At 63.6% G+C, this 25,806-nt stretch carries 28 protein-coding genes; 14 read left to right on the top strand and 14 right to left on the bottom strand.

From position 1 onward, the window contains the following. The first annotated feature begins 124 nt into the window (after positions 1-124). From H163_RS0107725 to H163_RS0107750, 6 genes are all read left to right on the top strand, one after another. Complete coding sequence (locus tag H163_RS0107725; protein ID WP_019963993.1) at positions 125-1,891, top strand: alginate export family protein; 1,767 nt, start codon at positions 125-127, stop codon at positions 1,889-1,891. 26 nt (positions 1,892-1,917) lie between these two features. Beyond that, positions 1,918-2,940: an SDR family NAD(P)-dependent oxidoreductase gene (locus H163_RS0107730; RefSeq protein ID WP_019963994.1), complete on the top strand. Its 1,023-nt coding sequence runs from the start codon at positions 1,918-1,920 to the stop codon at positions 2,938-2,940. 61 nt (positions 2,941-3,001) lie between these two features. Continuing rightward, on the top strand, positions 3,002-4,126 hold the full coding sequence (locus H163_RS0107735) for an SDR family NAD(P)-dependent oxidoreductase (RefSeq protein ID WP_244296145.1): 1,125 nt from the start codon (positions 3,002-3,004) through the stop codon (positions 4,124-4,126). Between the two features lie 139 nt (positions 4,127-4,265). Beyond that, a complete protein-coding gene (locus H163_RS22425; protein WP_160118271.1) occupies positions 4,266-4,679 on the top strand; it encodes a nuclear transport factor 2 family protein in 414 nt (137 codons plus the stop codon). Then, positions 4,676-5,089: a MerR family transcriptional regulator gene (locus H163_RS0107745; RefSeq protein WP_019963997.1), complete on the top strand. Its 414-nt coding sequence runs from the start codon at positions 4,676-4,678 to the stop codon at positions 5,087-5,089. Before H163_RS22425 ends, H163_RS0107745 begins: the two co-directional genes overlap by 4 nt. Continuing rightward, positions 5,086-5,469: a carboxymuconolactone decarboxylase family protein gene (locus H163_RS0107750; RefSeq protein ID WP_019963998.1), complete on the top strand. Its 384-nt coding sequence runs from the start codon at positions 5,086-5,088 to the stop codon at positions 5,467-5,469. Before H163_RS0107745 ends, H163_RS0107750 begins: the two co-directional genes overlap by 4 nt. 48 nt (positions 5,470-5,517) lie before the next feature. On the opposite strand, the gene H163_RS0107755 is transcribed toward H163_RS0107750, so the two are convergent. Beyond that, positions 5,518-6,294, bottom strand: coding sequence for a VOC family protein (locus H163_RS0107755; protein ID WP_019963999.1), 777 nt, complete (start codon positions 6,292-6,294; stop codon positions 5,518-5,520). Positions 6,295-6,327: 33 nt separating this feature from the next. Next, positions 6,328-6,813 carry a DUF1579 domain-containing protein gene (locus H163_RS0107760; protein WP_026355587.1) on the bottom strand — a complete coding sequence of 162 codons (486 nt, stop codon included), beginning with the start codon at positions 6,811-6,813 and terminating at the stop codon, positions 6,328-6,330. 128 nt (positions 6,814-6,941) lie between these two features. Here H163_RS0107760 and H163_RS0107765 point away from each other — a divergent pair, with 128 nt between their 5' ends. Then, positions 6,942-7,388, top strand: coding sequence for a MarR family winged helix-turn-helix transcriptional regulator (locus H163_RS0107765; RefSeq protein WP_019964001.1), 447 nt, complete (start codon positions 6,942-6,944; stop codon positions 7,386-7,388). Here H163_RS0107765 and H163_RS0107770 read toward each other — a convergent pair. Beyond that, positions 7,385-7,678, bottom strand: coding sequence for an Rdx family protein (locus H163_RS0107770; protein WP_019964002.1), 294 nt, complete (start codon positions 7,676-7,678; stop codon positions 7,385-7,387). The two genes, H163_RS0107765 and H163_RS0107770, sit on opposite strands and share 4 nt — an antisense overlap. Positions 7,679-7,926: 248 nt before the next feature. Between H163_RS0107770 and H163_RS23635 the strand changes: the two genes are divergently transcribed. Further along, complete coding sequence (locus tag H163_RS23635) at positions 7,927-8,739, top strand: choline/ethanolamine kinase family protein (RefSeq protein ID WP_160118270.1); 813 nt, start codon at positions 7,927-7,929, stop codon at positions 8,737-8,739. A gap of 9 nt (positions 8,740-8,748) precedes the next feature. Here the strand turns inward: H163_RS23635 and H163_RS0107780 are convergent, their stop codons facing one another. The 5 genes from H163_RS0107780 to H163_RS0107795 form a co-directional block, all read right to left on the bottom strand. Further along, complete coding sequence (locus H163_RS0107780; RefSeq protein ID WP_019964004.1) at positions 8,749-9,747, bottom strand: acetyltransferase domain-containing protein; 999 nt, start codon at positions 9,745-9,747, stop codon at positions 8,749-8,751. Positions 9,748-9,834: 87 nt separating this feature from the next. Then, a complete protein-coding gene (locus H163_RS24905; RefSeq protein ID WP_256387629.1) occupies positions 9,835-9,963 on the bottom strand; it encodes a hypothetical protein in 129 nt (42 codons plus the stop codon). Positions 9,964-10,103: 140 nt separating this feature from the next. Further along, positions 10,104-10,514: a DUF3775 domain-containing protein gene (locus tag H163_RS0107785; RefSeq protein WP_019964005.1), complete on the bottom strand. Its 411-nt coding sequence runs from the start codon at positions 10,512-10,514 to the stop codon at positions 10,104-10,106. A gap of 186 nt (positions 10,515-10,700) precedes the next feature. Continuing rightward, on the bottom strand, positions 10,701-10,946 hold the full coding sequence (locus H163_RS0107790) for a hypothetical protein (RefSeq protein WP_019964006.1): 246 nt from the start codon (positions 10,944-10,946) through the stop codon (positions 10,701-10,703). Positions 10,947-11,010: 64 nt separating this feature from the next. Next, positions 11,011-11,292, bottom strand: coding sequence for a hypothetical protein (locus tag H163_RS0107795; protein WP_019964007.1), 282 nt, complete (start codon positions 11,290-11,292; stop codon positions 11,011-11,013). Positions 11,293-11,521: 229 nt separating this feature from the next. Here H163_RS0107795 and H163_RS0107800 point away from each other — a divergent pair, with 229 nt between their 5' ends. Then, positions 11,522-12,661, top strand: coding sequence for a PAS domain-containing protein (locus tag H163_RS0107800; protein WP_147290443.1), 1,140 nt, complete (start codon positions 11,522-11,524; stop codon positions 12,659-12,661). A gap of 25 nt (positions 12,662-12,686) precedes the next feature. On the opposite strand, the gene H163_RS0107805 is transcribed toward H163_RS0107800, so the two are convergent. Then, positions 12,687-14,162, bottom strand: a complete 1,476-nt coding sequence (locus tag H163_RS0107805) for a methyl-accepting chemotaxis protein (RefSeq protein ID WP_019964009.1) — start codon at positions 14,160-14,162, stop codon at positions 12,687-12,689. 329 nt (positions 14,163-14,491) lie between these two features. Between H163_RS0107805 and H163_RS0107810 the strand changes: the two genes are divergently transcribed. Next, positions 14,492-15,691, top strand: coding sequence for a pyridoxal phosphate-dependent aminotransferase (locus tag H163_RS0107810; protein WP_019964010.1), 1,200 nt, complete (start codon positions 14,492-14,494; stop codon positions 15,689-15,691). Between the two features lie 451 nt (positions 15,692-16,142). On the opposite strand, the gene H163_RS0107820 is transcribed toward H163_RS0107810, so the two are convergent. After that, entirely contained in the window at positions 16,143-16,484 is a 342-nt protein-coding gene (locus H163_RS0107820) for a hypothetical protein (RefSeq protein WP_147290442.1), read from the bottom strand. A 333-nt stretch (positions 16,485-16,817) separates the two neighbouring features. Here H163_RS0107820 and H163_RS0107825 point away from each other — a divergent pair, with 333 nt between their 5' ends. From H163_RS0107825 to H163_RS24325, 3 genes are all read left to right on the top strand, one after another. Next, positions 16,818-18,878, top strand: a complete 2,061-nt coding sequence (locus tag H163_RS0107825) for an elongation factor G (protein ID WP_026355588.1) — start codon at positions 16,818-16,820, stop codon at positions 18,876-18,878. A 237-nt stretch (positions 18,879-19,115) separates the two neighbouring features. Next, complete coding sequence (gene msrP / locus H163_RS0107835) at positions 19,116-20,087, top strand: protein-methionine-sulfoxide reductase catalytic subunit MsrP (protein ID WP_026355590.1); 972 nt, start codon at positions 19,116-19,118, stop codon at positions 20,085-20,087. A gap of 277 nt (positions 20,088-20,364) precedes the next feature. Further along, on the top strand, positions 20,365-20,559 hold the full coding sequence (locus tag H163_RS24325) for a hypothetical protein (RefSeq protein WP_147290441.1): 195 nt from the start codon (positions 20,365-20,367) through the stop codon (positions 20,557-20,559). Between the two features lie 378 nt (positions 20,560-20,937). Here the strand turns inward: H163_RS24325 and H163_RS0107840 are convergent, their stop codons facing one another. The 3 genes from H163_RS0107840 to H163_RS0107850 all read right to left on the bottom strand — a co-directional run bounded on the left by H163_RS0107840 (position 20,938) and on the right by H163_RS0107850 (position 23,869). Next, positions 20,938-21,834 (bottom strand): LysR family transcriptional regulator, encoded by an 897-nt coding sequence (locus H163_RS0107840; protein ID WP_026355591.1) that lies wholly within the window; start codon positions 21,832-21,834, stop codon positions 20,938-20,940. A gap of 62 nt (positions 21,835-21,896) precedes the next feature. Then, on the bottom strand, positions 21,897-22,859 hold the full coding sequence (gene trxB / locus H163_RS0107845) for a thioredoxin-disulfide reductase (protein ID WP_019964016.1): 963 nt from the start codon (positions 22,857-22,859) through the stop codon (positions 21,897-21,899). Positions 22,860-22,876: 17 nt separating this feature from the next. Then, positions 22,877-23,869 (bottom strand): mitochondrial fission ELM1 family protein, encoded by a 993-nt coding sequence (locus H163_RS0107850; RefSeq protein WP_019964017.1) that lies wholly within the window; start codon positions 23,867-23,869, stop codon positions 22,877-22,879. A gap of 191 nt (positions 23,870-24,060) precedes the next feature. Here H163_RS0107850 and H163_RS0107855 point away from each other — a divergent pair, with 191 nt between their 5' ends. Beyond that, a complete protein-coding gene (locus H163_RS0107855; protein WP_019964018.1) occupies positions 24,061-24,531 on the top strand; it encodes an Lrp/AsnC family transcriptional regulator in 471 nt (156 codons plus the stop codon). A 49-nt stretch (positions 24,532-24,580) separates the two neighbouring features. On the opposite strand, the gene H163_RS0107860 is transcribed toward H163_RS0107855, so the two are convergent. Further along, a complete protein-coding gene (locus tag H163_RS0107860) occupies positions 24,581-25,375 on the bottom strand; it encodes an SDR family oxidoreductase (RefSeq protein WP_026355593.1) in 795 nt (264 codons plus the stop codon). Positions 25,376-25,806: the final 431 nt, after the last annotated feature.

A 25,806-nucleotide genomic window follows, 5' to 3' on the forward strand; every position in this document is an offset into this window, starting at 1 on the left:
GGCGGATTTGGTGTCCCGTATGCATCCTGCCGGGGGCGGCCTTGCGTTCTGCTTCTTTTGATTGATGCAATCGTCAATTGCCATTAATACTTGAGGAGGACGGCCGGTTGGCGAGGTAGCTCCTATGGTTTCGCGGCCCCTCTTGTCACTGCAGACCTTTGCCGCCCTTGCCCGCGGCATCGTGGTGCTTGTGGTGTCAGCCACTTTCACCTGGCTGCCCGGGGCGCAGCAGGCTTGGGCGCAAGCGTCTATCGGGGCTGATGAAGGCCAACGGATCGCCGAAATCCGGGTCCGCTTGATGAACCCGTCCCCGGACAAGGCGATCAACGACCGCGCCATAGATCAATTCCGGCGCGGTCTTGCGGTCTATCCAGATGACCATTTCTCCCGGACGCTGGTTGATTTTGCGCTTAACCGGGCCACCCGCGCGGCGGGGCTCGCCAGCGCCAGCTACGACATCGGCTTTGGCTATACCGGCGGCCTGACTCTGACATTCGACCTGACGCTGGGCGATGCCGCCGCCGCAGGGGCGCCGCGCGGCATGCTGGCGACGGGCAAGACATCGGACTTCCCCGTGCTCTATGACAGCGGCGGGACCTACGTGAAGGTGAAAGCCGAGTCCATCGCGCTGCACTATGGCAACGCGGATGCCTGGTACGGCCGGCCCGATCTGATGCTGAATGGCAATCCGATGGTGCAGGGCAAGCCCTCCGGCAAGGGCTATCAGCACTGGGTCGAGGGCATGGTGCACACCGGCCTCTATGGCATCACGCCGCTCAGCGAGCGGTTCTATGTCTTTGGCGGCGCGAGTGTTCTTGCCAGCGGCTCGTATGGCCAGGAGCTGTTCAGCAACCGCACCCGCAGCCATGTGGCGATCGAAGATGCCTTTGCCGGCTTCATCACCGGGGTCACGCGCGAGAACGGGGACCGGCTTCAGCTTGACGCGTCTGCCGGGCGTCAGCGTTTCACGCTGGGCGACGGCTTCCTGATCATCAACACAGCTGCCAATGGCCGGGACCGGGCGGCGCTGCAGGCCAATCCGCGCTGGTCGGCGGACATGGTTGCGCTGGCGCGGCTGCGCTACAACAACACCAAGGTCGAGCTGTTCCGGGTCGATCCGGACGAGCTTCCCATTCTCGACAGCAAGACCGTCATCGATGGTATCAACATCGAGACCCGGCTGAGCAACGGCTTCGAGGCAGCCGCCAGCTTCCTGCGTGTGCCACAGTCCAGCTTCAAGTATTTCACGCCGGCCCAAACCTTTACCCGTGAAGGCCTGCAGGTCTTCGATGCGCGGCTGCGCTGGCAACCCAATCCGGCCGGAACGCCGGGGCCTTTCGTTGCGGCGGAAGCAGCGCTTCAGCGCAATGAAAACTTCGACATGCAGGCCTATGGCTTCTATGGCGAGGCCGGCTGGAGCTTTGCCGGCCTGCCCTGGTCGCCCACCTTCAGCTACCGCTACGCACAGTTCTCGGGCGATGATCCGAACACCTCCACCTTCGAGCGCTGGGATCCGCTGCTGTCGGGCGGCAATGGCGAGCAGTGGGTGCAGGGCATCAATCATTTCAAGGTGGTGCAGGATTCCAACGTCATTGCGCACCGTTTCCAGCTGCGGCTGCGTCCGTCTGCGAAGTTCGAGCTGGTGCCGCAGGTCTGGCTGTTCCGCGCCGACAGCCTGACAAACCTGGGCGGCAATCCGGCCCTGTCGTTCCTGGGATCGAAGGACTACGGTTACGAACTCAACCTGACCGGCAAGTACTTCGCCTCGCGCAATGTCTATGTTCAGGGTCATGTGGCGGCGACGTTCCCGGGGGCTGCCGTCAAGAATGCCTTCAACGCCGATCCCGATCCCTGGCTCAGCACGATGCTCTTCGTGCGCGTGGCCTATTGATACTTTGCGAAAAGGGAGTTTTTGATATGGACCGCAGGGATCTTCTGAAGACGATGGCACTGGCCGCAGCTGCCCCCGCCGCCGCCGGCGCGGTTGCGGGAGCCTCTGCCACGCAGGCTCAGGCCCAGGCTGGAAACCCGATCGCCGCCATGCCGGGACACCATGACGTGACGCCGGTGAGTCCGGACTATTTCATCTCAGACCGCTTTACCGGCAAGACCTGCATCGTGACTGGCAGTGCGCGCGGGATGGGCAAGGTGGCCGCCGAGCGTCTGGCGCGGGAAGGTGCCAATGTCGTGGGCGTGGACTGGATCGCCGACGAGGGCGCCGCTGTCATCGCCGCAATCAAGGCAGCCGGCGGCAAGGCGGAGTTCGTGCCGGGTGACGTCTCCGAGAATGCCATCTGCGATAAGATGGTCGAGGTGGCCGTGTCGGCCTTTGGCGGCCTGGACGGGGCAATCAATAACGCCGGTGTTATGGACGCCATTCCGCCCAGCGAGCCCATCGACTACGACAGGCAGAAGGACCTCGCCTTCAATCCGGTCCATCTCGCCAGCGACGCGTACTGGGACGTGGTCATGCGGGTGAATGCCACCGGTGTGTTCCGCTGCATGCGGGCGCAGCTGCGCCACATGGTCGAGCAGGGGAAGGGCGGCTCGATCGTCAACGTCGCCAGTGTCGCGGGTCTGCGGGGCTTCAGCTCCACGCCGTCCTATGTGGCCAGCAAGCATGCGGTGAATGGCCTGACCAAGAACGCGGCCATCGACTACGCACCCTATGGTATCCGCATCAATTCCGTGAATATGGCCAACACCGACACGCCGATGGTGCAACGGGCCAAGCAACTCGTCGGTGCCCGGATGAAGGCCATGGGCGGGGTGGGCATGGGTACGATCAAGACCCGCAGCCTTCTGCAATATGCCGACACCAGCTACCGCGATGCCACGCCGGAGGAGCAGGTGGCGATCATGCTGTTCCTGCTGTCAGACGAGGGCTCCAACATCACCGGCGCCAATTGGGCGACCGACGGCGGTTTCACCACCTACTGATGGCTGGAGCTGCCCGGACGCTGCGTCCTGTCTGTCCCCGTGCCCCAGGGAGAAAGTTGAGATGACCCTTGATCGTCGTGATGTCCTGAAGGGAATGACCTTGGCCGGTGGCGCCGTTGGCATTAATGCCGCCAGTGGTTTGCAGATGGCACAGGCCCAGACACAGCCTGCCGCTGCTGCCTCACCAGCCGGTGGCGCCGTTGGCATTAATGCCGCCAGTGGTTTGCAGATGGCACAGGCCCAGACACAGCCTGCCGCTGCTGCCTCACCAGCCGGTGGCGGCGGTGGATATGCCGGCGGCCTGGCCATTGCTCCGACTGACCCGGCCTATTTCGTGCCTGACCGTTTCAAGGGCCGCACAGTCATCGTCACCGGTTGTGCGCGCGGCATGGGGCAGGCGGCAGCCGAGCGCCTGGCGCGCGAGGGCGCAAACGTTGTCGGAGTCGACTGGATCGAGGATCAGGGCGCGGCGGTTGCCGACGGGATCCGCAAGGCGGGCGGCAAGGCCGAGTTCGTTCCGGGCGATGTGCGCGATGCCGCCGTCTGCCAAAAGGCGGTCGACGTGGCTGTCACAAGCTTTGGCGGGCTGTCCGGCGCCATCAACAATGCCGGTGTCATGGACGGTGTGTACTCCGGTGACCCGGTCGATTACGCGGCCCAGAAGCCGCGCGTCTTCGCCCCGATCCACGAGGCGACCGACGCGTACTGGGACGCGGTGATGGAGATCAACGCCGGCGGCGTGTTCCGCTCGCTGCGGCCGCAGCTGGTGCAGCTGGTCAAGCAGGGGCAGGGCGGCGCCATCGTCAATGTGGGCTCCATCGCCGGCCTGACGGGTCTTGCCGGCAATCCGGCCTATGTCGCCAGCAAGCATGCGGTGAACGGGCTCACCAAGAACGCGGCCATCGACTATGCCCCCTATGGCATCCGCATCAATTCCGTGAACATGGCTGCTACCGATACGCCGATGGTTGCCCGTGCCGGTGCGCTGGTCGCCGCCAGCATGAAGGACGGCGGCGGCGGCATGGGCCGGATCAAGACCCAGAGCATCCTTGCCTATGCCGATCCGGCGCACCGTCCGGCCACGCCAGCGGAGCAGGTGGCAATCATGCTGTTCCTGCTTTCTGATGAGGCCTCCAACGTCACCGGAGCCAACTGGGCGACGGACGGCGGCTGGACAACCTACTGAGCCGAATTCTACTGCCGGTGCTGCGTGCAGGTTCCTCCCGTCGAAGCGGCAGACATGTCATCGCCCTTCTGAATTTCGCCTCTTGACCTGAAGTGCGCTCCAGCACCTAGGGTCGGTAACTGTTCAGATGGAGACGATGATGACACGGCTTGAACAGTTCTTTTCTTGCCTCGGGTCTGCGGACCTTGAAGGGGCAGGGCGGATGATTGAGGCGGATGCCGAGTTCGTTGCAGTACGGCCCGGCCGCGACGCACGGCTGCCGCTCTATGGCACGTTTCGTGGCGCTGGCGGGTTGGCGGAGTTCTGCCACGGGCTTGCCAGCGCGTTCGAAACACAGGCGTTCGAAATCGGTGACGTGGTCGAGACGCCTTCATTGGCCTATGCCTCGGGGCGGTTTCACCATGTCGTCCGCGCGACGGGATTGCCCTTTGCCAGCGACTTTGCCGTGAGATTGCGGTACCGCGACGGGCTCATCAGGCATTACCAGTTTTACGAGGACACGGCGCGGCTGGAGACGGCATTCCGGTTGGCCGGGCAGGAGTGCGGCCAATGAAGATCGGTGACCTTGCCGCCCGGACCGGGCTGAGCATCGATACGCTGCGCTACTATGAAAAGATCGGGCTGATCCCGGCACCTTTGCGGGATGCTGGCGGCCGGCGTGTCTATGACGCGTCCATCCTGCGCTGGCTGCAGTTTCTGGAGCGGCTGAAGGCAACAGGAATGGGGATCCGCGACCGGCTTGCCTATGCCGAGCTGCGCGTTCGCGGGGCTGAGACAGCGCGGGAGCGGCGCGAAATGCTCGAGCGCCATCGCCAGAAAGTCGCTGCCAGCCTGTGGGAGATGCAGAAGACGCTCGAGCTTCTGGATGAAAAGGTTGAGACCTACCGCAAGATCGAGGCTGGCGAGATCGATGATCCCGGTGCTTTGCCAGCGCCCCGGACCATGCAAGGAGCCCGCGCATGACCTCAGCCCTCGAACGTGGACGCAACATCGTCCTGACGCTGAACTCCGGTCTCGAACAGGTGCTGGCGGAGCGGTACGGCGATCTCGTCGAGGACTTCAGCGAGAGCCTCGTCGAATGGGCCTACGGCCGCCATTACGCACGCCCCGGCCTAGATCTGAAGACGCGGCAGCTCTGCACGGTTGCCGCTCTGACGGTCCTGGGCGGGCAGACCGGGCCGCAGCTCAAGGTGAACATCGCCCATACACTGGCGGCGGGGGCGAGCCGCAAGGAAATCGTCGAGGCGATCTGGCAGATGGCTGTCTACGGCGGTCTTCCAGCCGCGATCAATGGCCTGAATGCGGCCCGGGACGTATTCGCCGAACTCGACCTGGCGGCCTGAGCCAGGTTCCCTGCGGCCAGCACGATGGCCGCAGGGAAAATGCCGGACTCACCGCTTCATCGACACCAGCGAGAACATGGCGCCTTGCGGGTCGAGGGCGTTGACGATCCAGGCGCCGCCGGGGACTTCCTGCGGGCCGTGGATGACCTTGCCGCCGGCCTTGGTGACGCGGGCGACGGCGGCGTCAAGGGCTTCGACGTTGATGTAGTAGGTCCAGAAAGGCTGCGGCATGTCCGGCATTTTGGTCATGATGCCGCCGATGCCCCGGCCGTTCAGGGCGAAGCACTGGTAGGTGCCCATTGGCCCCATGTCGACGGCCATGTCCTTCTCCCAGCCGAACATCTTGCTGTAGAAACTGAAGGCTTCCGCGCCATCTCCGGCATAAAGCTCGTTCCAGCCGAAGGTGCCGGGAAGGCCCATGGCCGGTTCCGGCGGCAGAGGTTCATCCGGCATGTCCGGCTTGAACAGGCTGAGGATGGCGCCGTGCGGATCGGCGACGACGGCAAAGCGGCCCACCTGCGGAATTTCCTCCGCCGGGCGGACAATCCTGCCGCCGCTGGTGGCAAATTCGCTGGCCTTGGCATCCACATCGGCAACGCCCACATAGCCGATCCAATGGGGCGGCACGCCTGAGCCTGCCAGTTCGCCCGGCAGGGCCATCAGGCCTGCGCTGGGCATCGGCTGGCCGGGAATGGTCAGAACCGTGTAGTCGAAGCCCGGCATGCCCGCATCCGAAGCCTGCCACCCCACCACGTCCGAATAGAACGCAGCGGCTGCTTCCGGGTCCGTGGTCATCAGCTCGTACCAGATGAATGTCCCGTTCATGGGAGTCTCCTCATGTCAAAAGGGGGCGGGCCGTCAGGCTGGGGCCAGAATGTGGGTCATGAACTCGCGGAAGGTGCCATCCGGCTGCTGCACGCTGCCGGTAAAGCTGCGTGTGCCGTCCGGCTGGAAGCGGATCACGTCGCGGTAGACGGCGCTTTTGCCCGGCGTGTCGAAATCCGGGCCATCGGCTTCCAGAACCAGCGTTTGTCCCTCGTCTTCCACCCAGCCGCGGTAGACCCAGAGGTAATCCATCATGGAGCCGGTCCAGGTGCCGGTGTAGCGGCCAAGGGCAGGGTCGTAGCCGATGGTCATCAGCATTTCCGCCGGTGCTCCATCGGGCATGGGGCCGCGCGTTTCGATGATGGCCCAGAGATCTCCGAGCATGCGTCCGGTTTCGGTCCAGCGCTTCGCCGGATCCTCCGGATCATAATCCGGGTGACCGGTGGACGAGATCATTCGCCATTCGCCCGCGAGCTTGCGCAGGATCTTGTGATGCTCTGTTGCGGTTGAAGGTTGCATGACGGGCCTCCTCTCCCGGTTGCTGATTGGTATCGTCCGGCATGAGCGCGCTTGCGCGCCGGATCAGGGCGCTCTATCCCCGAAAAGTGCCGATTGACGATATGAGTTGATATCAACATAAATAGACCATGTCAAACACCCCGCCCGTTCCCTATGCCAAGACCCTGCAGGTGAAGGACACCTGCCTGTGCCTTTTCGCCCAGCGTGCCGCCCGTGCACTGGCGCGCCGCTTTGATCTGGCGCTGAAGCCCACCGGGCTGACGAACCAGCAATTCTCCCTGATGATGGCGTTGAACCGGCCGGAGGCTCCGGCGCTGGGGCAGGTGGCCGGGCTTCTGGGCATGGACCGGACAACGCTGACGGCGGCGCTGAAGCCGCTGGCGCGCAAGGGCTGGGTGGAGGTTCTGCCGGATCCGAAGGACAGGCGTGGCAAGCGGCTGCATCTGACGCAAGCCGGGGCGCAGACGCTTGCCGCCGCAGTGCCCATCTGGGATGAGGTACATGGGGCGCTTGAGGCGGGTATGACGGCCGATCCGCAGATCCTGCGGGATGGGCTGGCGGAAATCAGCGGTTAGCCGCCGCTTTTATGCCCATCCGAATGGCCGAGATCCCGATCCGGCCAGACGAGGTTGCGCAGGCGCTGTTTAAGCATCTTGGCCTCGGGGAAGCCGCCGTCCTCCTTGCGCTCCCAGATCTGCGTGCCGTCGCAGGTGATGACGAATACACCGCCGGTGCCGGGGATGAGGGTCACCGAGCCGATTTCCTCGGAGAAGGTGGAGAGCAGTTCCTGGGCCAGCCAGGCGGAACGGAGCATCCAGTTGCACTGGCGGCAGTAGGTGATGGTGATGGCGGGCTTTTCGGTCATGGCGTGAGTATGCGGTGAGTCTGGCACTCCGGGAAGAGGGGCAGGGATACCGTGCTGACGGCTGGCCGCTTGCCGCCGAGCCAAGGATGGAGGAGAAGGGGGGCTCTTTGCTGCCTGCCCCGGTTCCGTGGTTCCTGCTCATGCCTGATCTGTTGCTCCAGCCCTTGCCTGTGCACCTTGCGGCTGCTCTTGCGGCCTGTCCTCCGCTGGGTGATGCGCTGCGCCGGGAGGCGGGAGAACGTCTTCAGGTGACAGCAGTGTCGGGGCTCAGCAATCACGTCTACCGGCTGACGGGGGAGGCGGACAGCTTTGTTCTGCGGGTGGAGCGGGCGGAGAACCGGGGGCTCGTCGACCGCCAGACCGAGGCTGAATTTTCGCGCGTGGCCGAACGGCTGGGATTGGGGCCACGTGTCATTCTGGCGGTGCCGGAGCAGGGCGTGATGCTGATCGAGGCGGTGCCGGATGCCCATCCGCTTGCGGCGGCGGGTGTTGCCGGGGCAGAGCTTCTGGGGGCGCTGCTGGCGCGGCTGCATGGGGCCGCTGCCGCTTTCGGCGGGCTGGCGCGGCCGCCGGTCTTCGTGCCCTCGCAGCGGCTTCAGGAGATGATCCTTGCGGCAGAGGCAGACAGCGCTGCACCGGAAGATCTTGCCTTTCTGCGGGGCGCTGCCGGTGACCTTGCAGCAGTGCCGCAGGTGCTGCCCGCCCCATGTCATTGCGATCTGGTGCCGGGGAATATCCTCGGTGATGGCAAGCGCTTGTGGCTGATCGACTGGGAATATGCGGGCTGGTCCGATCCGGCCTGGGATCTGGCCTATGCGGTGCTGGAATGCGGGCTGGACGCGGCTGCCGAAGCCGCGCTTCTGGCCGCCCATGCCGCTGGCCTTGCCCATGGCGAAGACCCTGACCTGATGCGCCGCCGGGTTGTCGCGATGAAGCCGGTTTGCGATGGCATTTCCGCGCTCTGGGCGCTGGGGCAGGCCGCGCGGGGCAATGATGCGGCGGATTTCAGGGCCTTTGCGGCGGAGCGGCTGGCGCGGGCGCGGCACAGCGCCGGCGCCTGAGCGCTGCGGTTACTGCGGTGGATTGGCCTCGAACTCCTGCTGCACGCAAGCAGCATGGCTGGTGTTCATCTGGCTCAGCAGGCCGGTGTCTTCCGGGTTGGCCAGAAGCGTGTCCCACAGGCCTTCCGATTTCATTGTGCCGAGGGTGCAGGAACAGATGCGCGCACAGGCGGGCTGTTCCACGCCGCCCGCCGTGCAGGTCAGGGTGCAGTTCTCCTGAAAGTCACGGGAGGTTCTGTCCTCGATGACGCCGCTGGCTGCAACGAGCCAGAGGCTGCCGAACAGCACGGGCTGATGGATCAGATAGACCGCCAGCGAGTGGCGTCCGCCCCGGCACAGCAGATGGCTGAATGCGGAGCGCGGCTGCCAGCGGGAGGCCTGTTCCCGAAGGCCGGGCCGCCGCAGCATGTGCCCGGCAGCAACGCCCAGCAGGGTTGCGCCTGCCCAGGGCACCAGCGGCACCCAGTCCACGCTGGAAAAGCCAGGGTCGCCAAGTCCTGTCCAGAGCCACAGCGGCCCATCGAAGGCAGGGCCAGCAACCCAGAAGGGCAGGGAGAAGACCAGCAGTGCAGCTGCGGCTGACACAACGGCCGGCAGGCGGACAAAGGGCAGGGCCAGCAGGCTGGCGGCGGCAATGCAGTGGAGAATGCCGAAGCGCACCATGTTGGCTTCGAGTGCATACCATGTGCCGGCGCTGACAGTGGCTGCTGCCACCAGGATCACGGCTTCCCGCCGCCAGAAGGCGCGCCAGCGGATGCCGCTGCCATGGGCCAGGGTGAGGCTCACACCGGCCAGAAACAGGAAGGTGCCTGCAATCAGCCGGGCATAGGTCTGCCAGCCGCCATCCTCGTTGACGGGCCAGTCCACGATCCCGAACCAGGAAAGATCCCAGGACAGGTGATAGGACACCATGGCCAGCAGCGCGAGGCCACGGGCAAGGTCCAGCCCGTGAAGGCGCAGCGTGGAAGAACCGGTACTTGGGAAACTGGGTGCCGGGCTGGCGGTCATTGCGGAGATCCGTTGAAACTCCACCTGCCGTGCCCGGCGCTTCTGGCAGGCTGCCGGAGCGAGCCGGGCAGGAGCCTGACGGTATGCCTAGCCAAGGAAGGCGGATGCCAGAACGCTGGCAAAGGCTGAAACTGCGATAAAGCCCGCTACATAGGGCCAGGGTGAACGCGGACTGCTGACGAGACCATCGGTATCATAACGATCCTGAATGCTCATCTCAGGGCTCCTCCCGGTTGGGTGTGGTCCATATGTGACGTCCCTAAGAACGTCGCATATGGTTAACGTCTGGTTAAAGCCCTATTTGACCTTCCGGTTCCGTTGTCCTGCATGTTTTTTCTGCGGCTGTGGGCAAGATCCTAAAAGCCCAGTGTTTCCAAGCCATTCTCAAGATAGTCGGCGAGCAGGGGCAGGCCGATCAGATAGCTGGCGGTGCCCTTCATGCCTCTGGCCCGGGCTTCCTCGACGGCCTGTTCGAAGTCGCTGGCATCAAAGTCGCCGCGGCCGACCCAGGCAATGGCGACCAGTTCGGCCGACTCATCCACGTTCAGGTCCGAGATCAGCTCCCGCAGTTCCTCCTCACTGAGGTCGATGGATTCCTCTTCCGCAAGGCCATCGTGCATGTGGAGGTCGGAGAGATGGTCCTCGTCGAAATCGATGCCATTGCCTCGGTCCTCCTCGAAGGCGTCGTTGAGGGCAGCCGACGCGGCACGGGCCTTCTGCACCAGCATGCGGATGGTTTCGGGCGACAGGGTCAGTTCAACGGCCATGGCAGAACTCCATGTGTCTTTCGCAGGCATCATTAAGTCACTGGATGAACAGAGACGCAACGGGGCAGGCCCGGAGGCGGCTGGTGCAATGCGGCACGCGGCCAAGTGTGTGCCGGACATGCGAAAGCCCCGCAGAGCGCGCTCCCGGGGCTTTCGCATGAATACACGACGGATCCAGGCCACGATTCACCCGGAGCGCAGAGCCTGAAGGTGGCGCAGGTCCTTGCCGGCCTGAGCGGGGTGCTGCATGTCTTGCCGGGCGGCGTTGTCCTGTCCGGGCTCATGTGCCGAAGGCGAAGAGCCGAGGAAGGCAACAGCTGCGGCGAGCATGACGCCGAACACAATCGCCATGCCGAGGGGGCGCAGGCTCGCCTCGTCCTCGGGGCGCGTCTTGCGCCCAGTCCTGATGGTGGCCATCGGCGGGGCATCCATCCGGGTATTCCCCGCTTGTGCCTGCCGTTCGGGTTCCGGCGCAGAGGAGCCTGTGGCTGTACGGTCAGCTCCGGTCATCGCAGGTCCTCTCCGTCATGGGGAATGCCTGCCGCAGCGGGCGCGCCTCCAGATCCTGCAGCAGCTTCATGCCGAGGCTGAGGGTCAGGGAGAGCATGCCGGCGAAGGCCGCTGCCAGCGTCAGCATCAGGCCATCTTCTGAGGGGGACGCGGTCACCGCATAAATCGCAACGGCTGCAACGCCAGCACCGCCGGCGGCGGTGAAGGGGGTGAGCCGGAAAATCTCCTTGAAGGAGTTCTGTGGGTCGAGCATCGTCTGATCTACCATTCCAAGGCCCTTTCATCAGCGCCCAGACGGGCTGAAACTGGCCTGAAAATGCGACGGCCTGCGGCCCGGAAACAGGCGGGTTGCAGCATTTTTCATGGCCATTTCGTGGCGGGAAAGTTTCGGTTTGTAACGATCATCTTCACTGGATTTTTGCCCTTGCAGGCGATACCGGAACGTACTGGATGTTTCGGAGCGGGGATGGGCCCGCCGCCGGGGACGGGCAAGAGGCATGAGCGGATCAAGCGAGGCGGCTGCGGCAGTGATGCCCGAGCCGGACCAGAAGCTTTTGCAGACTGCGGCTTCCGCGGTGCCGGATGCTCACGCCGGACCCCATCTCAGTCTCTCCGGTCTTTGGTTTCTGATCGCTGATCCATCCGCCAAGCGGCTGATGTGGCTTGAGACGGCGACCGCCCAGATCGAGGGCAAGGGTGCCGGACTGAAACAGGCCGCCCTGTCCGAGGCGCTTTCTGCGCTTGCACCGCAGACGCAGAAAAACCTTCTCAACCTGTTCAACACAGTCATCCGGAAGGGCAAGTGCGGCCCCATCGATGTGGGCACGGATGCGGAGAGTGGCATTGCCGGCATCAGCCTGACCGGCTGGCGTTACGACGCCGGTGATGGGCGCCAGTTTGTCATCTGCCACCCGTCGACGGTGGCAGCTGGCGGAGAAGGCGGGCATGTGGTGCGCGGCCTTGCGCCGATCCTGAAGCACTTCGTGGAGAATTCAGGCAAGATCGTCATGACGGCGGATAATTTCGGCTATGTCCGCTATGCCAGCCCCGGCTTCTTTCACGCCTTCGGCATTGACGATCCGGCGCTTTGCATCGGCCGCAACATTGCCCACATCCCGAAGCGTGTCGGCAAGACGCTCGCGGCTCTGATCCAGACGGTTCTCGCCCGCTCGTCCAGCGCTTCCGGCAAGGGGCGCTTCAAGATGCCGAATGGCGACACCATGGTGATGCACTATTCGGCCCTGTTCTTCCGTCTTTCAGAGACAGCGGGCGGCGTTGTCTTCACGGCAGAGCCGGATGGCCACAGCGAAGCGGATTTTACCCGGATTTTCGATGTGCTGACGTCGCCGGTGATCGTCGTGGACACGAAGACACGCAAGATGCTGGCCGCCAACAAGGCGGCACGCAAGGCCTTTCAGCTGACCCAGCAGTCGATGGACGAGCATCCCATCACAGAGACCCTGCTGCATCCCAAGAGTTACGGACTGCTGCTCGAAGCCGCAAAGAAGGCTAACAACATTCCCATCGCCGTGGTGGTGAACAGCCTTGACGGTTCGTCCAGAAACAAGCGCATCCGCGCGATCTTCATCGACAACGACGAGGACCCGCCGCATCTGGTGCTGGAAAGCCGGGCCTGAGGGGAAAGGCCCGGCTTTCTCTGCGTCAGCGTGACTTGAGGAAAGCCTCGATCTCGCTGTTGGCCTTCTGCACGCCCTTCACCTTGTCCACCATGCCCATGACGGTCTGGGCCGACATGCGGGTCTTGTTGCTGGCATCCGACACGCTGGAAATGGCGCGGGTCACCTCCTGCGAAGCGGCCTGCTGCTGGGTCATGGCTGCCGCGACCGCGGAAGACAGCGAATCCAGCTCGCGGATCATGTCGATGATCGAGCGAATGGCGGTCATTGCACCGCTTGTCTGGCTCTGCATGGCCTCAATCTGCGCACGGATCTGCTCCGTCTCACGGCTGGTCTGCTCCGACAGCCCCTTCACTTCCGCCGCAACGACGGCGAAGCCCCGGCCAAGCTCACCGGCACGCGCAGCCTCGATGGTGGCATTGAGCGCCAGAAGCTTTGTCTGGTCGGCAATGGACTGAATGGTCCCCATGATGGTGCCGATGGATTCCGACGCATTCTTCAGCGCCTCGATCTGACCGGCGGTGGAATCGGCCTGTTCCGTCGCTGCGCGGGACTTCTGCGCTGCCGTCGTCATGCGGTGCGCAATCTCGGAGAAGGAGGCTGCCATTTCTTCGGCAGCGGAGGACACGGAAGTGGCCTGGCTGCCGGCGGCTTCTGCCGTATGCAGCATGCTGGCGGCGGTGTCGTCCAGCTCGGTGCCGATCTCGTTCATGGTCGTGACAACGCCGCTGATCTGGTCGGTCACATGGGTCTGGTCGGTGATGATCGACCAGCTCAGCATCGGGCCAAGATAGCTTCCGTCCGTGTCCTGAATGGCCGAGACGTCAAGCCGGAGCGTTTCCGGCCCGACCTTGATGTTGGCGCGCCAGGGCAGGTTGGAGGGATCGGACAGGATCTTGCGCTGGTGGCCTGGGTGCTTGTGGAACACGTCAATGGAGCTGCCGAGCAGGTCCTTCACCTTGATGGGCAGGTATTTCTCGACCGTTTCAAGCGTTTTCAGGCTGGTCTGGTTGACGTAATCGATCTCGAAGGTTTTCGGATCACAGGTCATCACGTTGATCGGCATCTTGTCGATCATCTGCAGCAGGCGCTTGGTTTCCCTGTCCGCCCTGTACTGTTCGGTGACAATGCTCCAGACGAGCGAGGCCTTGATATAACGGCCAGCTGCGTCATAGATCGCCGAAATATGCAGGTCGATGACCTCATCGCCGAGCTTGATACGTGCCTTGTGCGGCAGCTTCTTGGGGTCCCCGATGATCCGGCGCTGATGTTCCGGATGCTTGTGGAACACGTCGATGCAGGTGCCGACGATTTTCGAGGGATCCAGATTCAGGATGTGCTTGAGCTTGTCCACCAGGCCGATCGAAGCCTTGTTGGCATAGTCGATGCAGAAGCTCGAAAGATCGCAGGTCATGACGGCAACCGGCAAGTCGTCCAATGCCTGAAGGGCATCCCGGTTTATGCTGCGCTGCATGCTGCCGATGGAGAACAGGCTGGCCATCTGTGGGCACTCCGCTTGGTGTATGTATGCGTTTTTCCACGTACTCATTACTTGAGACTTAAGCTCACTCTGCGGCGTCTTTTCCAAAATGGAAAAATTAAGGTGCTGATACTGATGATTTTTTGATGATCATTGCTATTTGTTTCAGGGGTATTCGCGGTTGCGCCGGTGGGGCCTTGTCGTTTCTGCCGGGTACATGCCTCTGGCCAGATCTGCGAAAAAAAGTTGACGCAAGCCGCCGATCTGCGGGCCTTTGGCCTTGCGGCTGTTCTGTTGTCGGCTTAGGGTCCGCGCGCTCGAAATCACCATGTCTCCTATGGAGGACCCTCATGGGCTTTATTGCCGATGCTCTTTCGCGTGTGAAACCGTCCGCAACGATTGCGGTCACCAACAAGGCGCGTGAGCTGAAAGCCGCCGGCCGGGACGTTATCGGTCTTGGCGCTGGCGAACCGGACTTCGATACCCCGGAAAACATCAAGGCTGCGGCGATCAAGGCCATCAATGAGGGCAAGACCAAATACACCGCCGTGGACGGCATTCCCGAGCTGAAGGAGGCGATCTGCGCCAAGTTCAAGCGCGAGAACGGCCTGACCTACACCCCGGCACAGGTGACGGTCGGCACCGGCGGCAAGCAGGTGCTTTACAATGCCCTCATCGCCACCGTGAACCCCGGCGATGAAGTGCTGATCCCGACGCCGTACTGGGTGAGCTACCCGGACATGGTGGAGCTGGCCGGCGGCACGCCGGTGATCGTGGAGGCCGACAAGAAGACCTTCAAGATCACGGCCGAAGCGCTGGAAGCGGCGATCACGCCGAAGACCAAGTGGTTCATCTTCAACTCGCCGTCGAACCCCTCGGGCGCCGCCTACACGCGCGCCGAGCTGAAGGCGCTCACCGATGTGCTCGTCCGTCATCCGCATGTGTGGGTGATGAGCGACGACATGTACGAGCACCTCGTCTACGACAACTTCGAGTTCACCACCCCGGCGCAGGTCGAGCCGTCGCTCTATGACCGCACGCTGACGGTGAACGGCGTCTCCAAGGCCTATGCCATGACCGGCTGGCGCATCGGCTATGCGGCCGGTCCCGTGCAGCTGATCAAGGCGATGGCGACGGTGCAGTCCCAGTCCACCTCCAACCCAAGCTCCATCGCCCAGTATGCGGCGGTGGAAGCGCTGAACGGCACTCAGGACTTCATCCCGAAGAACAACGAGATCTTCAAGGCCCGCCGCGATCTGGTGGTGTCCATGCTGAACCAGGCCAAGGGTCTCGTTTGCCCGGTGCCGGAAGGCGCGTTCTATGTGTTCCCGTCCTGCGAAGGCTGCATCGGCAAGACCGCGCCGTCCGGCAAGGTCATCGAGACCGACGAGGACTTCGTGACCGAGCTGCTGGAAGCTGAAGGCGTTGCCGTGGTGCAGGGCTCTGCCTTCGGCCTTGGCCCGAACTTCCGCATCTCCTACGCCACCGCAACCGAAGCCCTGGAAGACGCCTGCCAGCGCATCCAGCGCTTCTGCGGCAACCTGCGCTGAGCCGTATCTGACGGTAAGTGATTGAAGAGCCCGCCGGTGAAAGCCGGCGGGTTTTTTGTTTTCGCAGTCGCGCATTTCACCGGGAGCTGCACACAGTGCGGCACCGCTGCGCACATGAAATACTGCCTTGAGCTGGTCAAGCCCGTGCGGCGCCTGAGCAATTTCAAGGCGTGATGCGGCAGTATATCAGCGCCTTGGTATCAGAACCTCCAACGTACAGGCCGCAGGTCCCTAACGGGCCCCGGCACAAGGCCGGGGCGGCGCGGTAATGGTACCTTGGGGGCAGTTGCCCAACTCAGGCAACTGCCGATCATTGATCTCAATCCGTGCTTCCCCACCGCGCCGTCCCGGCCTCCGTGCCGGGACCTGTGAGGAAAGCACTGCCTTCCGCCTCTCTCAGGCCGTCGCCCCGGCCTTTGAGCCGGGACGACGGACAATCAAGGCAAATGGCTCACTTCCCCTTCGGCTTCCCGTAGATATCCCGGTACTCCGGATTGGTGGGGCAGCCGGGCTGGGTGCAGGGCTGGGCCAGTTCCCTGGCCCGTTCGCGGCGGTGTTCGGCTTCGAGCTGCTGGCGCTTGTCGAGGCCTTGCGTCTGCTGCTGCTGGCTTTTGTCCAGAAGCATGCGCCCGGCCTGACCGCGCATGGACGGGGCGGCGGCGGTGCCGTTGTCGCTGGAGCGGCGCAGGGCGGAAGTCTGGGCCTGTGCCTCGGACCATGAGTCAAACGGCAGCAGGGTTGCCGCCAGAAGCAGGGCGGTTGCCACAAGGCCTTTGAGCGTCTGGATCTGCATGCTGACTTCGGCCTTTCGCTGCCTTGTCCGGTTGTCTCTTGCCTTGTTGTGGCCCGCATATGCGGCAGGGGCAAGGCCGTTTGATGCTGCAGTGCCGCACATCTTTTGCTTGCAAATGGCGCCCGCGCGGCGCGACGATGCCTTTAACAGCGACGTGGCGGCGTCAAACGCGCGCGAAGCTGCAATGCTCAAACGCCGCAGGGCCTGGCCCGGCTCCGGAGCGTCCGGACAAGACGGCTCATGTCCCTGCAGCGGGTGGACGGCGCGCAGACGCGGCGTCATCTCCTGCCGCGATCCTCGCGCTGGCAACACAAGCCAACGGGAGACGGCAGCATGAGCGGCATTCAGGAAAGCACCAGCAGCGGCAGACGATCCGGCCCCCGCTGCATCGCGATTGTCGGGCCCTTCGGAAGCGGCAAGACAACCCTGATGGAAGCCATATTGGCGCGCACGGGGGCAATTTCCAGACAAGGCAGCCAGGCAGGCGGCAACATGACGGGCGATGCCTCACCGGAGGCGCGGGCTCACGGCATGAGCATCGAGATGAACATCGCCGGGGCGGAGTATCTGGGGGACCACTATACCTTCCTCGATTGCCCCGGCTCCGTCGAGTTTCTCACCGACACGGAAGGCGCCCTGTGCGGCGCGGATCTGGCGATCGTGGTGGCGGAAGCCGACGAGAAGAAGGTTCCCGCGCTGCAACTGATCCTCAAGATGCTGGAAGAGCGCGGTGTGCCCCGGCTTCTGTTCCTCAACAAGATCGACAAGGCCACCCAGCGGGTGCGCGACGTGCTGCAGATGCTGCAGCCGGCCTCCAGCGTGCCGCTGGTTTTGCGGCAGATCCCCATCTGGAAGAACGGCATCGCCGTGGGCTTCATCGATCTTGCCCTGGAGCGGGCCTTTGTCTACCGCGAGCATGCGGAAAGCCTCGTGATCGACATGCCGGGTGATGAACTTGCCCGCGAGGTGGAAGCGCGCTTCTCCATGCTGGAACGGCTGGCCGACCACGACGATGTGCTGATGGAAACCCTGCTGGAGGACATGGCGCCGGGCCGGGAGCGGGTGTTCACCGATCTCGCCGAAGAAATGCGGCAGGGACTGATCTGCCCGGTCTTCATCGGCTCTGCAGAACACGGCAACGGTATCCAGCGGCTGATGAAGGCCCTGCGCCATGAAGCGCCGGATGTTGGGGCGACGCGTGCTCGGCTGGGCCTGAGCCCCTCCACCGAAGCCGGCGTGGTGGTGAAGACGCTGCACACGCTGCATGGCGGCAAGCTGTCGGTGACGCGGGTGCTGGGCGGCACGGTGGCCGAGGGGCAGGCGCTGTATCTGCCGGAGGGCGGAGCGGAGAAGCCATCCGGCCTGCTTTCGCTGTTTGGCCAGCAGGCGAGCCGCCGGGGCGCGGCAGGAGAGGGGGAAACCGTGGCGCTGGCGAAGCTCGACGGAGCGCAGACCGGCATGCTGCTGGGGCTGAAGGAGCCGATACGCCAGTGGATGCCTTTCCGGCGGCCTGAGCCGGTGATGGGACTGGCCATCTCCACGGCTGACCACAAGGACGACGTGAAGCTCTCCGCTGCCCTGCAAAAATTGACAGAGGAAGACCCCGCTCTGCATGCGCGGCTGAGCGAGGCGACCGGCGAAACCCTGCTGGAAGGACAGGGCGAAATGCACCTGCGTGTCGCACTGGCCCGGCTTAAGGGCAAATATGGCCTGACGGTGGAGGCGCGCGCGCCTCAGATTGCCTATCGTGAAACCATCCGCAAGGGCACCAGCGTGCGCGGGCGGCACAAGAAGCAGTCGGGCGGGCATGGCCAGTTCGGCGATGTGGTGCTGGAAATCCGCCCGCTGGGGCGCGGCGAGGGCTTTGTCTTTGCCGAGAAGATCACCGGCGGCGTGGTGCCGCGCCAGTATATTCCGTCCGTGGAAGAGGGCGTGCGCGATGCGTTGGGCCACGGTGCCCTGGGCTTCCCGCTGGTGGATATCTCGGTCGTGCTGACGGACGGGTCCTATCACTCGGTCGACAGTTCCGATCTGGCCTTCCGCATGGCGGCGATTACGGCGATGCGCGAGGGGCTGCCGGAGTGCAGCCCGGTGCTGCTGGAGCCGATGGACGAGGTGATCGTGGTGTGCCCGTCCGAAGCGACGGCGCGCATAAACGCCATCATCCCGGCCCGGCGCGGCCAGATCCTCGGCTTTGATGCAAGGCCCGCCTGGGCTGGATGGGACGAGGTGCGCTGCCTGATGCCGCAGGCGGAGCTGGACGGTCTGATCGTGGAACTGAGATCCGCAACGGCAGGGGCGGGCAGCTTCCACCGCCGCTTTGACCATCTGGCAGAGGTGACCGGCAAGCTCGCAGATCAGATACTTGCCCGCGAGCGGCAGAAGGCTGCATAAAGGAGGTCTCCATGCAGCCCTTCGGGCTGCTGCCAACAGGAGGGGCGAGGCCGGTGCGGACGGGCGCCGGCCTCATCTTCCTGCCCGAGTTCTTGCCCGAGCTCCTGCCTGATACACGCCTGACGCCCGTCAGATACTCAATCCTGCGTGCGCAGGGGCTCGCCAGACGTCACCAGAGCGTTATTTGCATCTTCAGAATTTCAGGCGTTTGCTGTGGGCGCTGATCAGGAGGACAAGATGCATATCATCCGCAAGCCGGGCTGGGCCCTGCCCGAGCATATGGCAACACCGGAGCACCTGTTCTGGAACCGCCGCGCGGTTCTGGGGGGCATGGCGGGCGCGGGCGCGCTGGCACTGGGGGCGGGGCTGCCATCCGGCGCAAGGGCGCAGGATGGTGCCGCAGACCCGAGCGCCAGCCTCTATCCGGTGAAACGCAACGAGGCCTATACGCTGGACCGTGCGCTCAGCCAGGAAAAGCACGTCACCAGCTTCAACAATTTCTACGAATTCGGCACCAGCAAGAGCATCTCCCGTGCGGCGCAGGCCCTGCCCATCCGCCCGTGGACGGTGACAATCGACGGCATGGTGGACAAGCCGCAGCAGATCGGCATCGATGATCTTCTGAAGGCCATGCCGCTGGAAGAGCGGCTCTACCGCTTCCGCTGCGTCGAGGCCTGGTCCATGGCCGTGCCCTGGTCCGGTTTCGCCCTGTCGGAACTGGTGAAGCTGGCCAGCCCCCAGGCAGGCGCCAAATACCTGCGCTTCGAGACCTTCCAGGACGCGAGCATTGCGCCGGGCCAGAACATGGTCTGGTATCCGTGGCCCTATGTGGAGGGCGTGACCATGGCCGAGGCCACCAACGAGCTGGCCTTCATGGTGACCGGCGTTTATGGCAAGCCGCTGCCCAAGCAGAATGGCGCGCCGCTGCGTCTCGCCCTGCCGTGGAAATACGGCTTCAAGTCGATCAAGAGCATCGTCCGCATCACCTTCACCGATGAGCGGCCAAAGACCATGTGGGAAGCGCTGGGGCCGACCGAATACGGCTTCTGGGCCAATGTGAACCCTGAAGTCGCTCATCCGCGCTGGAGCCAGGCGCAGGAAGACGTGCTGGGCACTGGCGAAACCGTTCCGACGCTGCTCTACAACGGCTATGCCGAGCAGGTGGCTGGCCTTTATAAAGGCATGGAAGGCGAGAAGCTTTTCATGTGAGGCTGTCCGGCTTTAGCGATGCAATGCGGAAGGCTCCGGGGTATCTCCGGGGCCTTCTGCATTCTGGCTGAGGCCTTTCCTGCGCTGCACCGGCCGTAGCGAAGTGGAGAGCCGGGTGACGGAGATTGTGGCAGAACGTCCCTCACAGGTCCCGGCGCAAGGCCGGGACGGCGCGGTGGAGATGCTGTGCGGTGGGCACACAGTTGCCCGTAGCAGGTCCCTGTGCGAACGGAGATCTGTTTTCTACGCCGTCCCGGCCTCCGTGCCGGGACCTGTCATGGGCGCACCGCTTGCCGGAGGTTGCTCTGAAGCCACCCTCTTTTCCAAGCCGCAAGGCAAAAAAAAGCCGGGTCAAAAGACCCGGCAGTTATTTTTGATTTTCCACAGCGTGGAAAATCACCTTCCAGAGGGGAACAGCTGGCTGAATTGGCGTCGCTGGGAGGAGAGTGCGACGCCGCAGAACCAACAGTGATGCTTATATGCAGTGCACAAGCTGATTAAACAAGTGGCACCTGCGCAGGTCAGCCATGCGTTTAAGGAATGACTAATATGTTAGTCCTGCACATTCCCGTCACATTTCGCTCGGGGGAATCATATTTCCTTTTTTGATTCAGAGGCTTGATGTGAGCCTTGTACAGATTTTGACCTAATGGTCAGATTTCGTGCAGTCTCCGAACTTGCCTATTTTCCGTGCAAATTCGTTCTGTTTTGTATTTTGGCGGATAAATGCGCAGGAGCGCACAGCCAGACGCCGGGCGCTGGCCTTCCCGGAAGCGCTAAGAAATCAAAGAGATATGATCTTGGAAGCGTCTTCTGCGGTGCGGCATTCTGTCCAGCGGCGGAACGCCGGTCAGTAGGACCAGCGTTCGGCCTTGGCCAGCAGGAAATCACGGAAAGCGGTGATGCGCGCGGTATTCTTCAGCTCGGACGGATAGACGAAATAGGTGTCGAAGCTGGGGATCTGGTCTTCCAGATGCGTAAGGACCGGCACCACGCCCGTTTCATTCTCGACGATGTAGTCCGGCAGGATGGCGACGCCGATGCCCTGATCCACCGCGCGCTTGATCGCCACCACATTGTTGACGCGCAGCACGATGCGGCGCGGTTCGCCCAGCGGACGGTGCGCCGTTTCCAGCCAGTTCATGTCGCGCAGATAGGCCGGCGCATGCTCGCCAAAGGTGACGATGCGGTGATTGTCCAGATCCTCGATCGTCTTCGGCGTGCCATAGCGCTTCAGATAATGCGGTGAAGCGTAGATGTGAAAGTGCACGGTGAAGAGCTTGCGCTGGATCAGGTCCGGCTGTGTCGGCTGGCGCAGGCGGATGGCCACATCCGCTTCGCGCATGCCAAGGTCCAGCTCCTCGTCATCGAAGATCAGCCGCAGTTCCATATCCGGATAAAGGTCGATGAACTCGTTGATGCGCGCCGTCAGCCAGGTGGAGCCAAGGCCCACCGTGGTGGTGATGCGCAGCACGCCGGAGGGCTTTTCGCGGCTGTCGGTGAGGCGCGTCTGCACGGCCTCCAGCTTCATCAGCACCTCGCGGGCCGTGCGGTAGAGGAGTTCGCCCTGCTCGGTGAGCAGAAGGCCGCGCGCGTGGCGGTGGAACAGCGGGATTCCGAGATCCTGCTCCAGCGCGCTGACCTGACGGCTGACGGCGGACTGGCTCATGTTCAGGCTGTCGCCCGCATGCGTGAAGCTGCCTGCCTGTGCGGCGGCATGGAAAATGCGCAGCTTGTCCCAGTCCATCATGCGCCTGTTTCTCCTCTTCCGCCGCCCGTCCGTGGCGGGTCAGGCCGAATCTGGCCGCTTCAGCCAGCCTTGGCTGCCTCTAGGGCATGTTCAGCCAGAAACTTCTCCGCTTCAAGGGCAGCCATGCAGCCCATGCCGGCGGCGGTCACTGCCTGGCGGTAGATGTCATCCGTTACGTCACCGGCGGCAAAGACGCCCGGCACGGAGGTGCGGGTGCTGTCGGCCTCGGTGAAGATGTAGTCATTCGGCTTCAGCGTCAGCTGGCCGCGGAACAGATCGACCGACGGCGCATGACCGATGGCGATGAAGACGCCGTCGGCCTTGAGTTCGTGCGTTTCGCCGGTCTTGACGTTCTTGAGGAGTGCACCCGTGACGGCCTTGGGCATGCCGCCGCCGAGGATTTCGTCCACAACGCAATCCCAGACCACATTGATCTTCGGATTGGCGAACAGCCGCTCCTGCAGGATGCGCTCGGAGCGGAAGCTGTCGCGGCGGTGCACGACCGTCACCTTGGACGCCAGATTGGCCAGATAAAGCGCTTCCTCGACGGCCGTATTGCCGCCGCCGACCACGATCACTTCCTTGCCGCGGTAGAAGAACCCGTCGCAGGTGGCGCAGGCCGAAACGCCCGCACCCATGAAATCCACTTCCGACGGCAGGCCCAGCCAGCGCGCCTGCGCGCCGGTGGCGATGATCACCGCATCGGCCAGAAACTCGGTGCCGCCATCGGCAACGGCGCGGAACGGGCGCTTCGACAGGTCCACCTCGGTGATGATGTCATGCACGATGCGCGTGCCGACATGCTCGGCCTGAAGCTGCATCTGCTCCATCAGCCAGGGGCCCTGGATCGGCTCGGCAAAGCCGGGGTAGTTCTCCACATCGGTGGTGATGGTCAGCTGGCCGCCCGGCTGGATGCCTGCGACGAGAACCGGCTCCAGCATGGCGCGCGCGGCATAGATGCCGGCGGTGTAGCCAGCCGGGCCCGAGCCAATGATGAGCAGCTTCACGTGTTCCGTCGCCATGTCCAGTTCCTTAAATCTCATGCCTTGCGCGAGGCCAGCTTCGCCCTAATGGCCGCAGCGATCTGCGGGGTGCTGTCCAGCGGCTCACAGGTAGTGGTTTTGAGAGGCCCCGGAAAGGGGTGAATGGCGCCAATCTGGCGCAATCCAGTCAAAAAGAGATCAAGCCGGTGGTGCCCGCCGGATGGCATGAACACATGCACCGGCCGCCCCGCCGCCAGCGCCTCGCCCACCATGTTTGTGCTGTCGCCCGTGACCACGATGGTATCTGCCAGCGCCAGCATTGCCAGCAACGGGTTTTCGCCGCTGCCGTCCCAAAGGAAATGGTTTCCTGTCTCCGCCAGCTGCTCCAGCCGGTGGTTGAGGGCATGGGGCGTACGGCGTGAGGCGGTGATCATCAGGCTGCCGCCCTGCCTTGCCGCATCCGCCAGCCCATCGGCAAAACGGTTGATGTCTTCGGCCGTGAAGGTGTGATGCCGGCTGTTGCCGCCCACAAGCACGGCAATGCGCGGGGAGGGCAGACAGCCAAGGCGCGGGTCCGGCTGCGCTCTTGCTGCTGCCAGCTTTTCCGCCGAATGGCGGTGCGGAGCGGTTGGCGTCACCAGAACATTGGCGCCGCGCAGCCGGTCATGCTCCCCCACCCAGATGAGGTCGGCGGCGCTCGTGCCCGTGCGCGGGTCCTTGAGGAAGACGGTGAAGGTGCGCCCGCCGCTCAGCTTCTTCAGGCGGCGCAGATAGGGCACGGTGCGCCGGCCGGAGGCGATAGCGATATCCGGATAGGGCGGCGCCAGCGGGCTGCCGGGCCGCGTCTCGGCCTCGCGCGGGTCAATCGGCCCCCAGGGCATGGTCCAGACGAAGGGCCTGCGCGGGGCAACGCGGCGGATCTGATAAGGAAGGCCAAGGGCTTCGGCGACGCCCATGCACTGGATTTCGTCGCCCGCCTTGCCATCGGACAGAATCCAGATGCTCCGGTCATCCTCAGCTTTTGCGGTTTCTGGATCTTTCTTGAGCATGGGTGCTTTTGTTATAGTCTTGCGGAAATGAGCAAAAAATCATAAGCCGCAGGGCATTGGGTCTTGCGGCCACACAAGCACGGACAAGCGGCTGGAACAAGGCCGGGGGCGTGCCTGTGAAACGGAACTTTGGGGCAGGCGGCCTTTTTGCCTTGCCCGCCGGGCGCCGCCCGCACTGACTGGAGATTTCCTTGAAAGCACGGCTTGACGCGATCGACTGGCACATTCTGGACGAGCTGCAACAGGATGGCCGGATGACCAATGTGGAACTCGCCCGCCGTGTCGGCATCTCCGCCCCCCCGTGCCTGCGCCGGGTGCGTGCATTGGAAGAGGCTGGCCTCATCCGCGGCTACCGCACGCTGCTGGACGAAAAGCAGCTCGGCTACGAGGTGACGGCCTTTGCCATGGTCGGCCTGCACAGCCAGACGGAAGCAGACCTCAACGGCTTCGAGGAGCGGGTCAACAGCTGGCCCATCGTGCGCGAGTGCTTCATGCTCTCGGGCGAGGTGGACTTCCTGCTGAAATGCGTCGCCCCCGACCTGCAGACCTTCCAGACCTTCATCATCCGCGAACTGACCGCCGCCCCCAACGTCGACAGCGTCCGCACCGCCCTCACCATCCGCCGCACCAAGGATGAACCAACGGTGCCGATCGAACGGTGAGGGGGCGCCCGCTATTGCTGCATCGCTATCGCTGTATGGGGCTGCGGCTCTAGCTTCCGGGTGTTGCGGCTGATCCTGCAAGGATGCCGCCGTCGATCGTCAGCTCTGTGCCGGTCATGTAGGGGGCCTCGTCAGAGGCCAGAAACACGGCCAGCGCCGCAACTTCCTCCGGTCTGCCGAACCGGCGCAGCGGCGTATCGGCCACCATGGCCGCCTCCCGTTTGGCTCTGTCCGGCCCGTTGCCCAGCATTGGCTCCCACATGGGCGTCATGACGGCGGCAGGGTGGATCGAGTTGCAGCGGATCTTCAGGCCTTGGCCTGCACAATAGAGCGCCACGCTCTTTGTGTGGTTGCGTATCGCCGCCTTTGAAGAGGCATAGGCGGCGGCCATCGGAATGCCGACCAGCCCCGAGCGGGAAGAGATGTTGATGATCGACCCGGCGCCCCTCGCCCGCATCGCGCGGATGGCATAGCGGCATCCCAGAAACGTGCCGTCGAGGTTGACGGCATGCACGGCTCTCCAATCGGCAAGCTGTGCGTGTTCAGGATCATGCGCTGGCGGCGCGCCGTTGGTTATGTCCTCAAAGCCGGTGACGCCGGCATTGTTGACGAGAATATCGAGTTCGGGGAACAGGCGCTCCACCCTGTTCCAGTCCGCTTCAGAGGCCACATCCAGATGACAATATGTTCCGCCGATGGCCCCGGCTGTGGCTTCACCGCCTTCGTCGTTGATATCGGTCACAATGACGCTCGCGCCTTCATCGGCAAAGGCCTTGGCAATGGCTGCACCAATACCGCGCGCCGCCCCCGTCACGAGAGCGCGCTTTCCAGAAAGTCTGGGCATGATAAGTCCGTGGATTCCAAAGTGAAGGTGTGTGGCCGCTGGTCATTCCAGCTCTCGGTGAACTGCTTTCATCGAGAGCTGCTCAGGCCCGTGCTGCGCTTGGGCTGCTTCAAGGCTTGATGCGTCAGCATCGACAATCTCGGTCGAAAGCCAAGCCAGTGGCCACGGTTCGGCGAATGTCCGGATTACCGGTTGTGGTTGTCCATGTCCGTCACTCCTCAATCTGAGGTAAAGGGTTACCCGGCAGCAGAGCGGGCGTCAAGGGCGGGACGGTTGGAGGCTTTCAGTGGGGGGTGTTTGTGGCGTTGGTGTGGTGGGGGAGGGCGAGGGGATGGAGTGCTGAGATGCAGGGTGCATGATCTACCAGACCTTCATCATCCACGAACTGACTGCCGTCCCCATCAGGGCCGATAAGCGGACGGACACCCGTC

The sequence above is a fragment of the Pannonibacter phragmitetus DSM 14782 genome (genome assembly GCF_000382365.1).
Taxonomy (GTDB): Bacteria; Pseudomonadota; Alphaproteobacteria; order Rhizobiales; family Stappiaceae; genus Pannonibacter; species Pannonibacter phragmitetus.

Bases quoted from the DNA above. Each gene is read 5' to 3' on its own strand.
- H163_RS0107795 (WP_019964007.1), bottom strand. From the start codon at position 11,292: ATGGTAGATCAGACGATGCTCGACCCACAGAACTCCTTCAAGGAGATT.
- H163_RS24905 (WP_256387629.1), bottom strand. From the start codon at position 9,963: ATGAGCATTCAGGATCGTTATGATACCGATGGTCTCGTCAGCAGTCCG.
- H163_RS0107860 (WP_026355593.1), bottom strand. From the start codon at position 25,375: ATGCCCAGACTTTCTGGAAAGCGCGCTCTCGTGACGGGGGCGGCGCGC.
- msrP (WP_026355590.1), top strand. From the start codon at position 19,116: ATGCATATCATCCGCAAGCCGGGCTGGGCCCTGCCCGAGCATATGGCA.
- H163_RS24325 (WP_147290441.1), top strand. From the start codon at position 20,365: ATGGGCGCACCGCTTGCCGGAGGTTGCTCTGAAGCCACCCTCTTTTCC.
- H163_RS0107750 (WP_019963998.1), top strand. From the start codon at position 5,086: ATGACCTCAGCCCTCGAACGTGGACGCAACATCGTCCTGACGCTGAAC.
- H163_RS0107745 (WP_019963997.1), top strand. From the start codon at position 4,676: ATGAAGATCGGTGACCTTGCCGCCCGGACCGGGCTGAGCATCGATACG.
- H163_RS0107820 (WP_147290442.1), bottom strand. From the start codon at position 16,484: ATGCAGATCCAGACGCTCAAAGGCCTTGTGGCAACCGCCCTGCTTCTG.
- trxB (WP_019964016.1), bottom strand. From the start codon at position 22,859: ATGGCGACGGAACACGTGAAGCTGCTCATCATTGGCTCGGGCCCGGCT.
- H163_RS0107825 (WP_026355588.1), top strand. From the start codon at position 16,818: ATGAGCGGCATTCAGGAAAGCACCAGCAGCGGCAGACGATCCGGCCCC.
- H163_RS0107805 (WP_019964009.1), bottom strand. From the start codon at position 14,162: ATGGCCAGCCTGTTCTCCATCGGCAGCATGCAGCGCAGCATAAACCGG.
- H163_RS0107755 (WP_019963999.1), bottom strand. From the start codon at position 6,294: ATGAACGGGACATTCATCTGGTACGAGCTGATGACCACGGACCCGGAA.
- H163_RS0107770 (WP_019964002.1), bottom strand. From the start codon at position 7,678: ATGACCGAAAAGCCCGCCATCACCATCACCTACTGCCGCCAGTGCAAC.
- H163_RS0107850 (WP_019964017.1), bottom strand. From the start codon at position 23,869: ATGCTCAAGAAAGATCCAGAAACCGCAAAAGCTGAGGATGACCGGAGC.
- H163_RS0107780 (WP_019964004.1), bottom strand. From the start codon at position 9,747: ATGACCGCCAGCCCGGCACCCAGTTTCCCAAGTACCGGTTCTTCCACG.
- H163_RS0107735 (WP_244296145.1), top strand. From the start codon at position 3,002: ATGACCCTTGATCGTCGTGATGTCCTGAAGGGAATGACCTTGGCCGGT.
- H163_RS0107785 (WP_019964005.1), bottom strand. From the start codon at position 10,514: ATGGCCGTTGAACTGACCCTGTCGCCCGAAACCATCCGCATGCTGGTG.
- H163_RS0107790 (WP_019964006.1), bottom strand. From the start codon at position 10,946: ATGGATGCCCCGCCGATGGCCACCATCAGGACTGGGCGCAAGACGCGC.
- H163_RS0107800 (WP_147290443.1), top strand. From the start codon at position 11,522: ATGAGCGGATCAAGCGAGGCGGCTGCGGCAGTGATGCCCGAGCCGGAC.
- H163_RS0107765 (WP_019964001.1), top strand. From the start codon at position 6,942: ATGTCAAACACCCCGCCCGTTCCCTATGCCAAGACCCTGCAGGTGAAG.
- H163_RS0107725 (WP_019963993.1), top strand. From the start codon at position 125: ATGGTTTCGCGGCCCCTCTTGTCACTGCAGACCTTTGCCGCCCTTGCC.
- H163_RS0107840 (WP_026355591.1), bottom strand. From the start codon at position 21,834: ATGGACTGGGACAAGCTGCGCATTTTCCATGCCGCCGCACAGGCAGGC.
- H163_RS0107730 (WP_019963994.1), top strand. From the start codon at position 1,918: ATGGACCGCAGGGATCTTCTGAAGACGATGGCACTGGCCGCAGCTGCC.
- H163_RS22425 (WP_160118271.1), top strand. From the start codon at position 4,266: ATGACACGGCTTGAACAGTTCTTTTCTTGCCTCGGGTCTGCGGACCTT.
- H163_RS0107810 (WP_019964010.1), top strand. From the start codon at position 14,492: ATGGGCTTTATTGCCGATGCTCTTTCGCGTGTGAAACCGTCCGCAACG.
- H163_RS0107760 (WP_026355587.1), bottom strand. From the start codon at position 6,813: ATGCAACCTTCAACCGCAACAGAGCATCACAAGATCCTGCGCAAGCTC.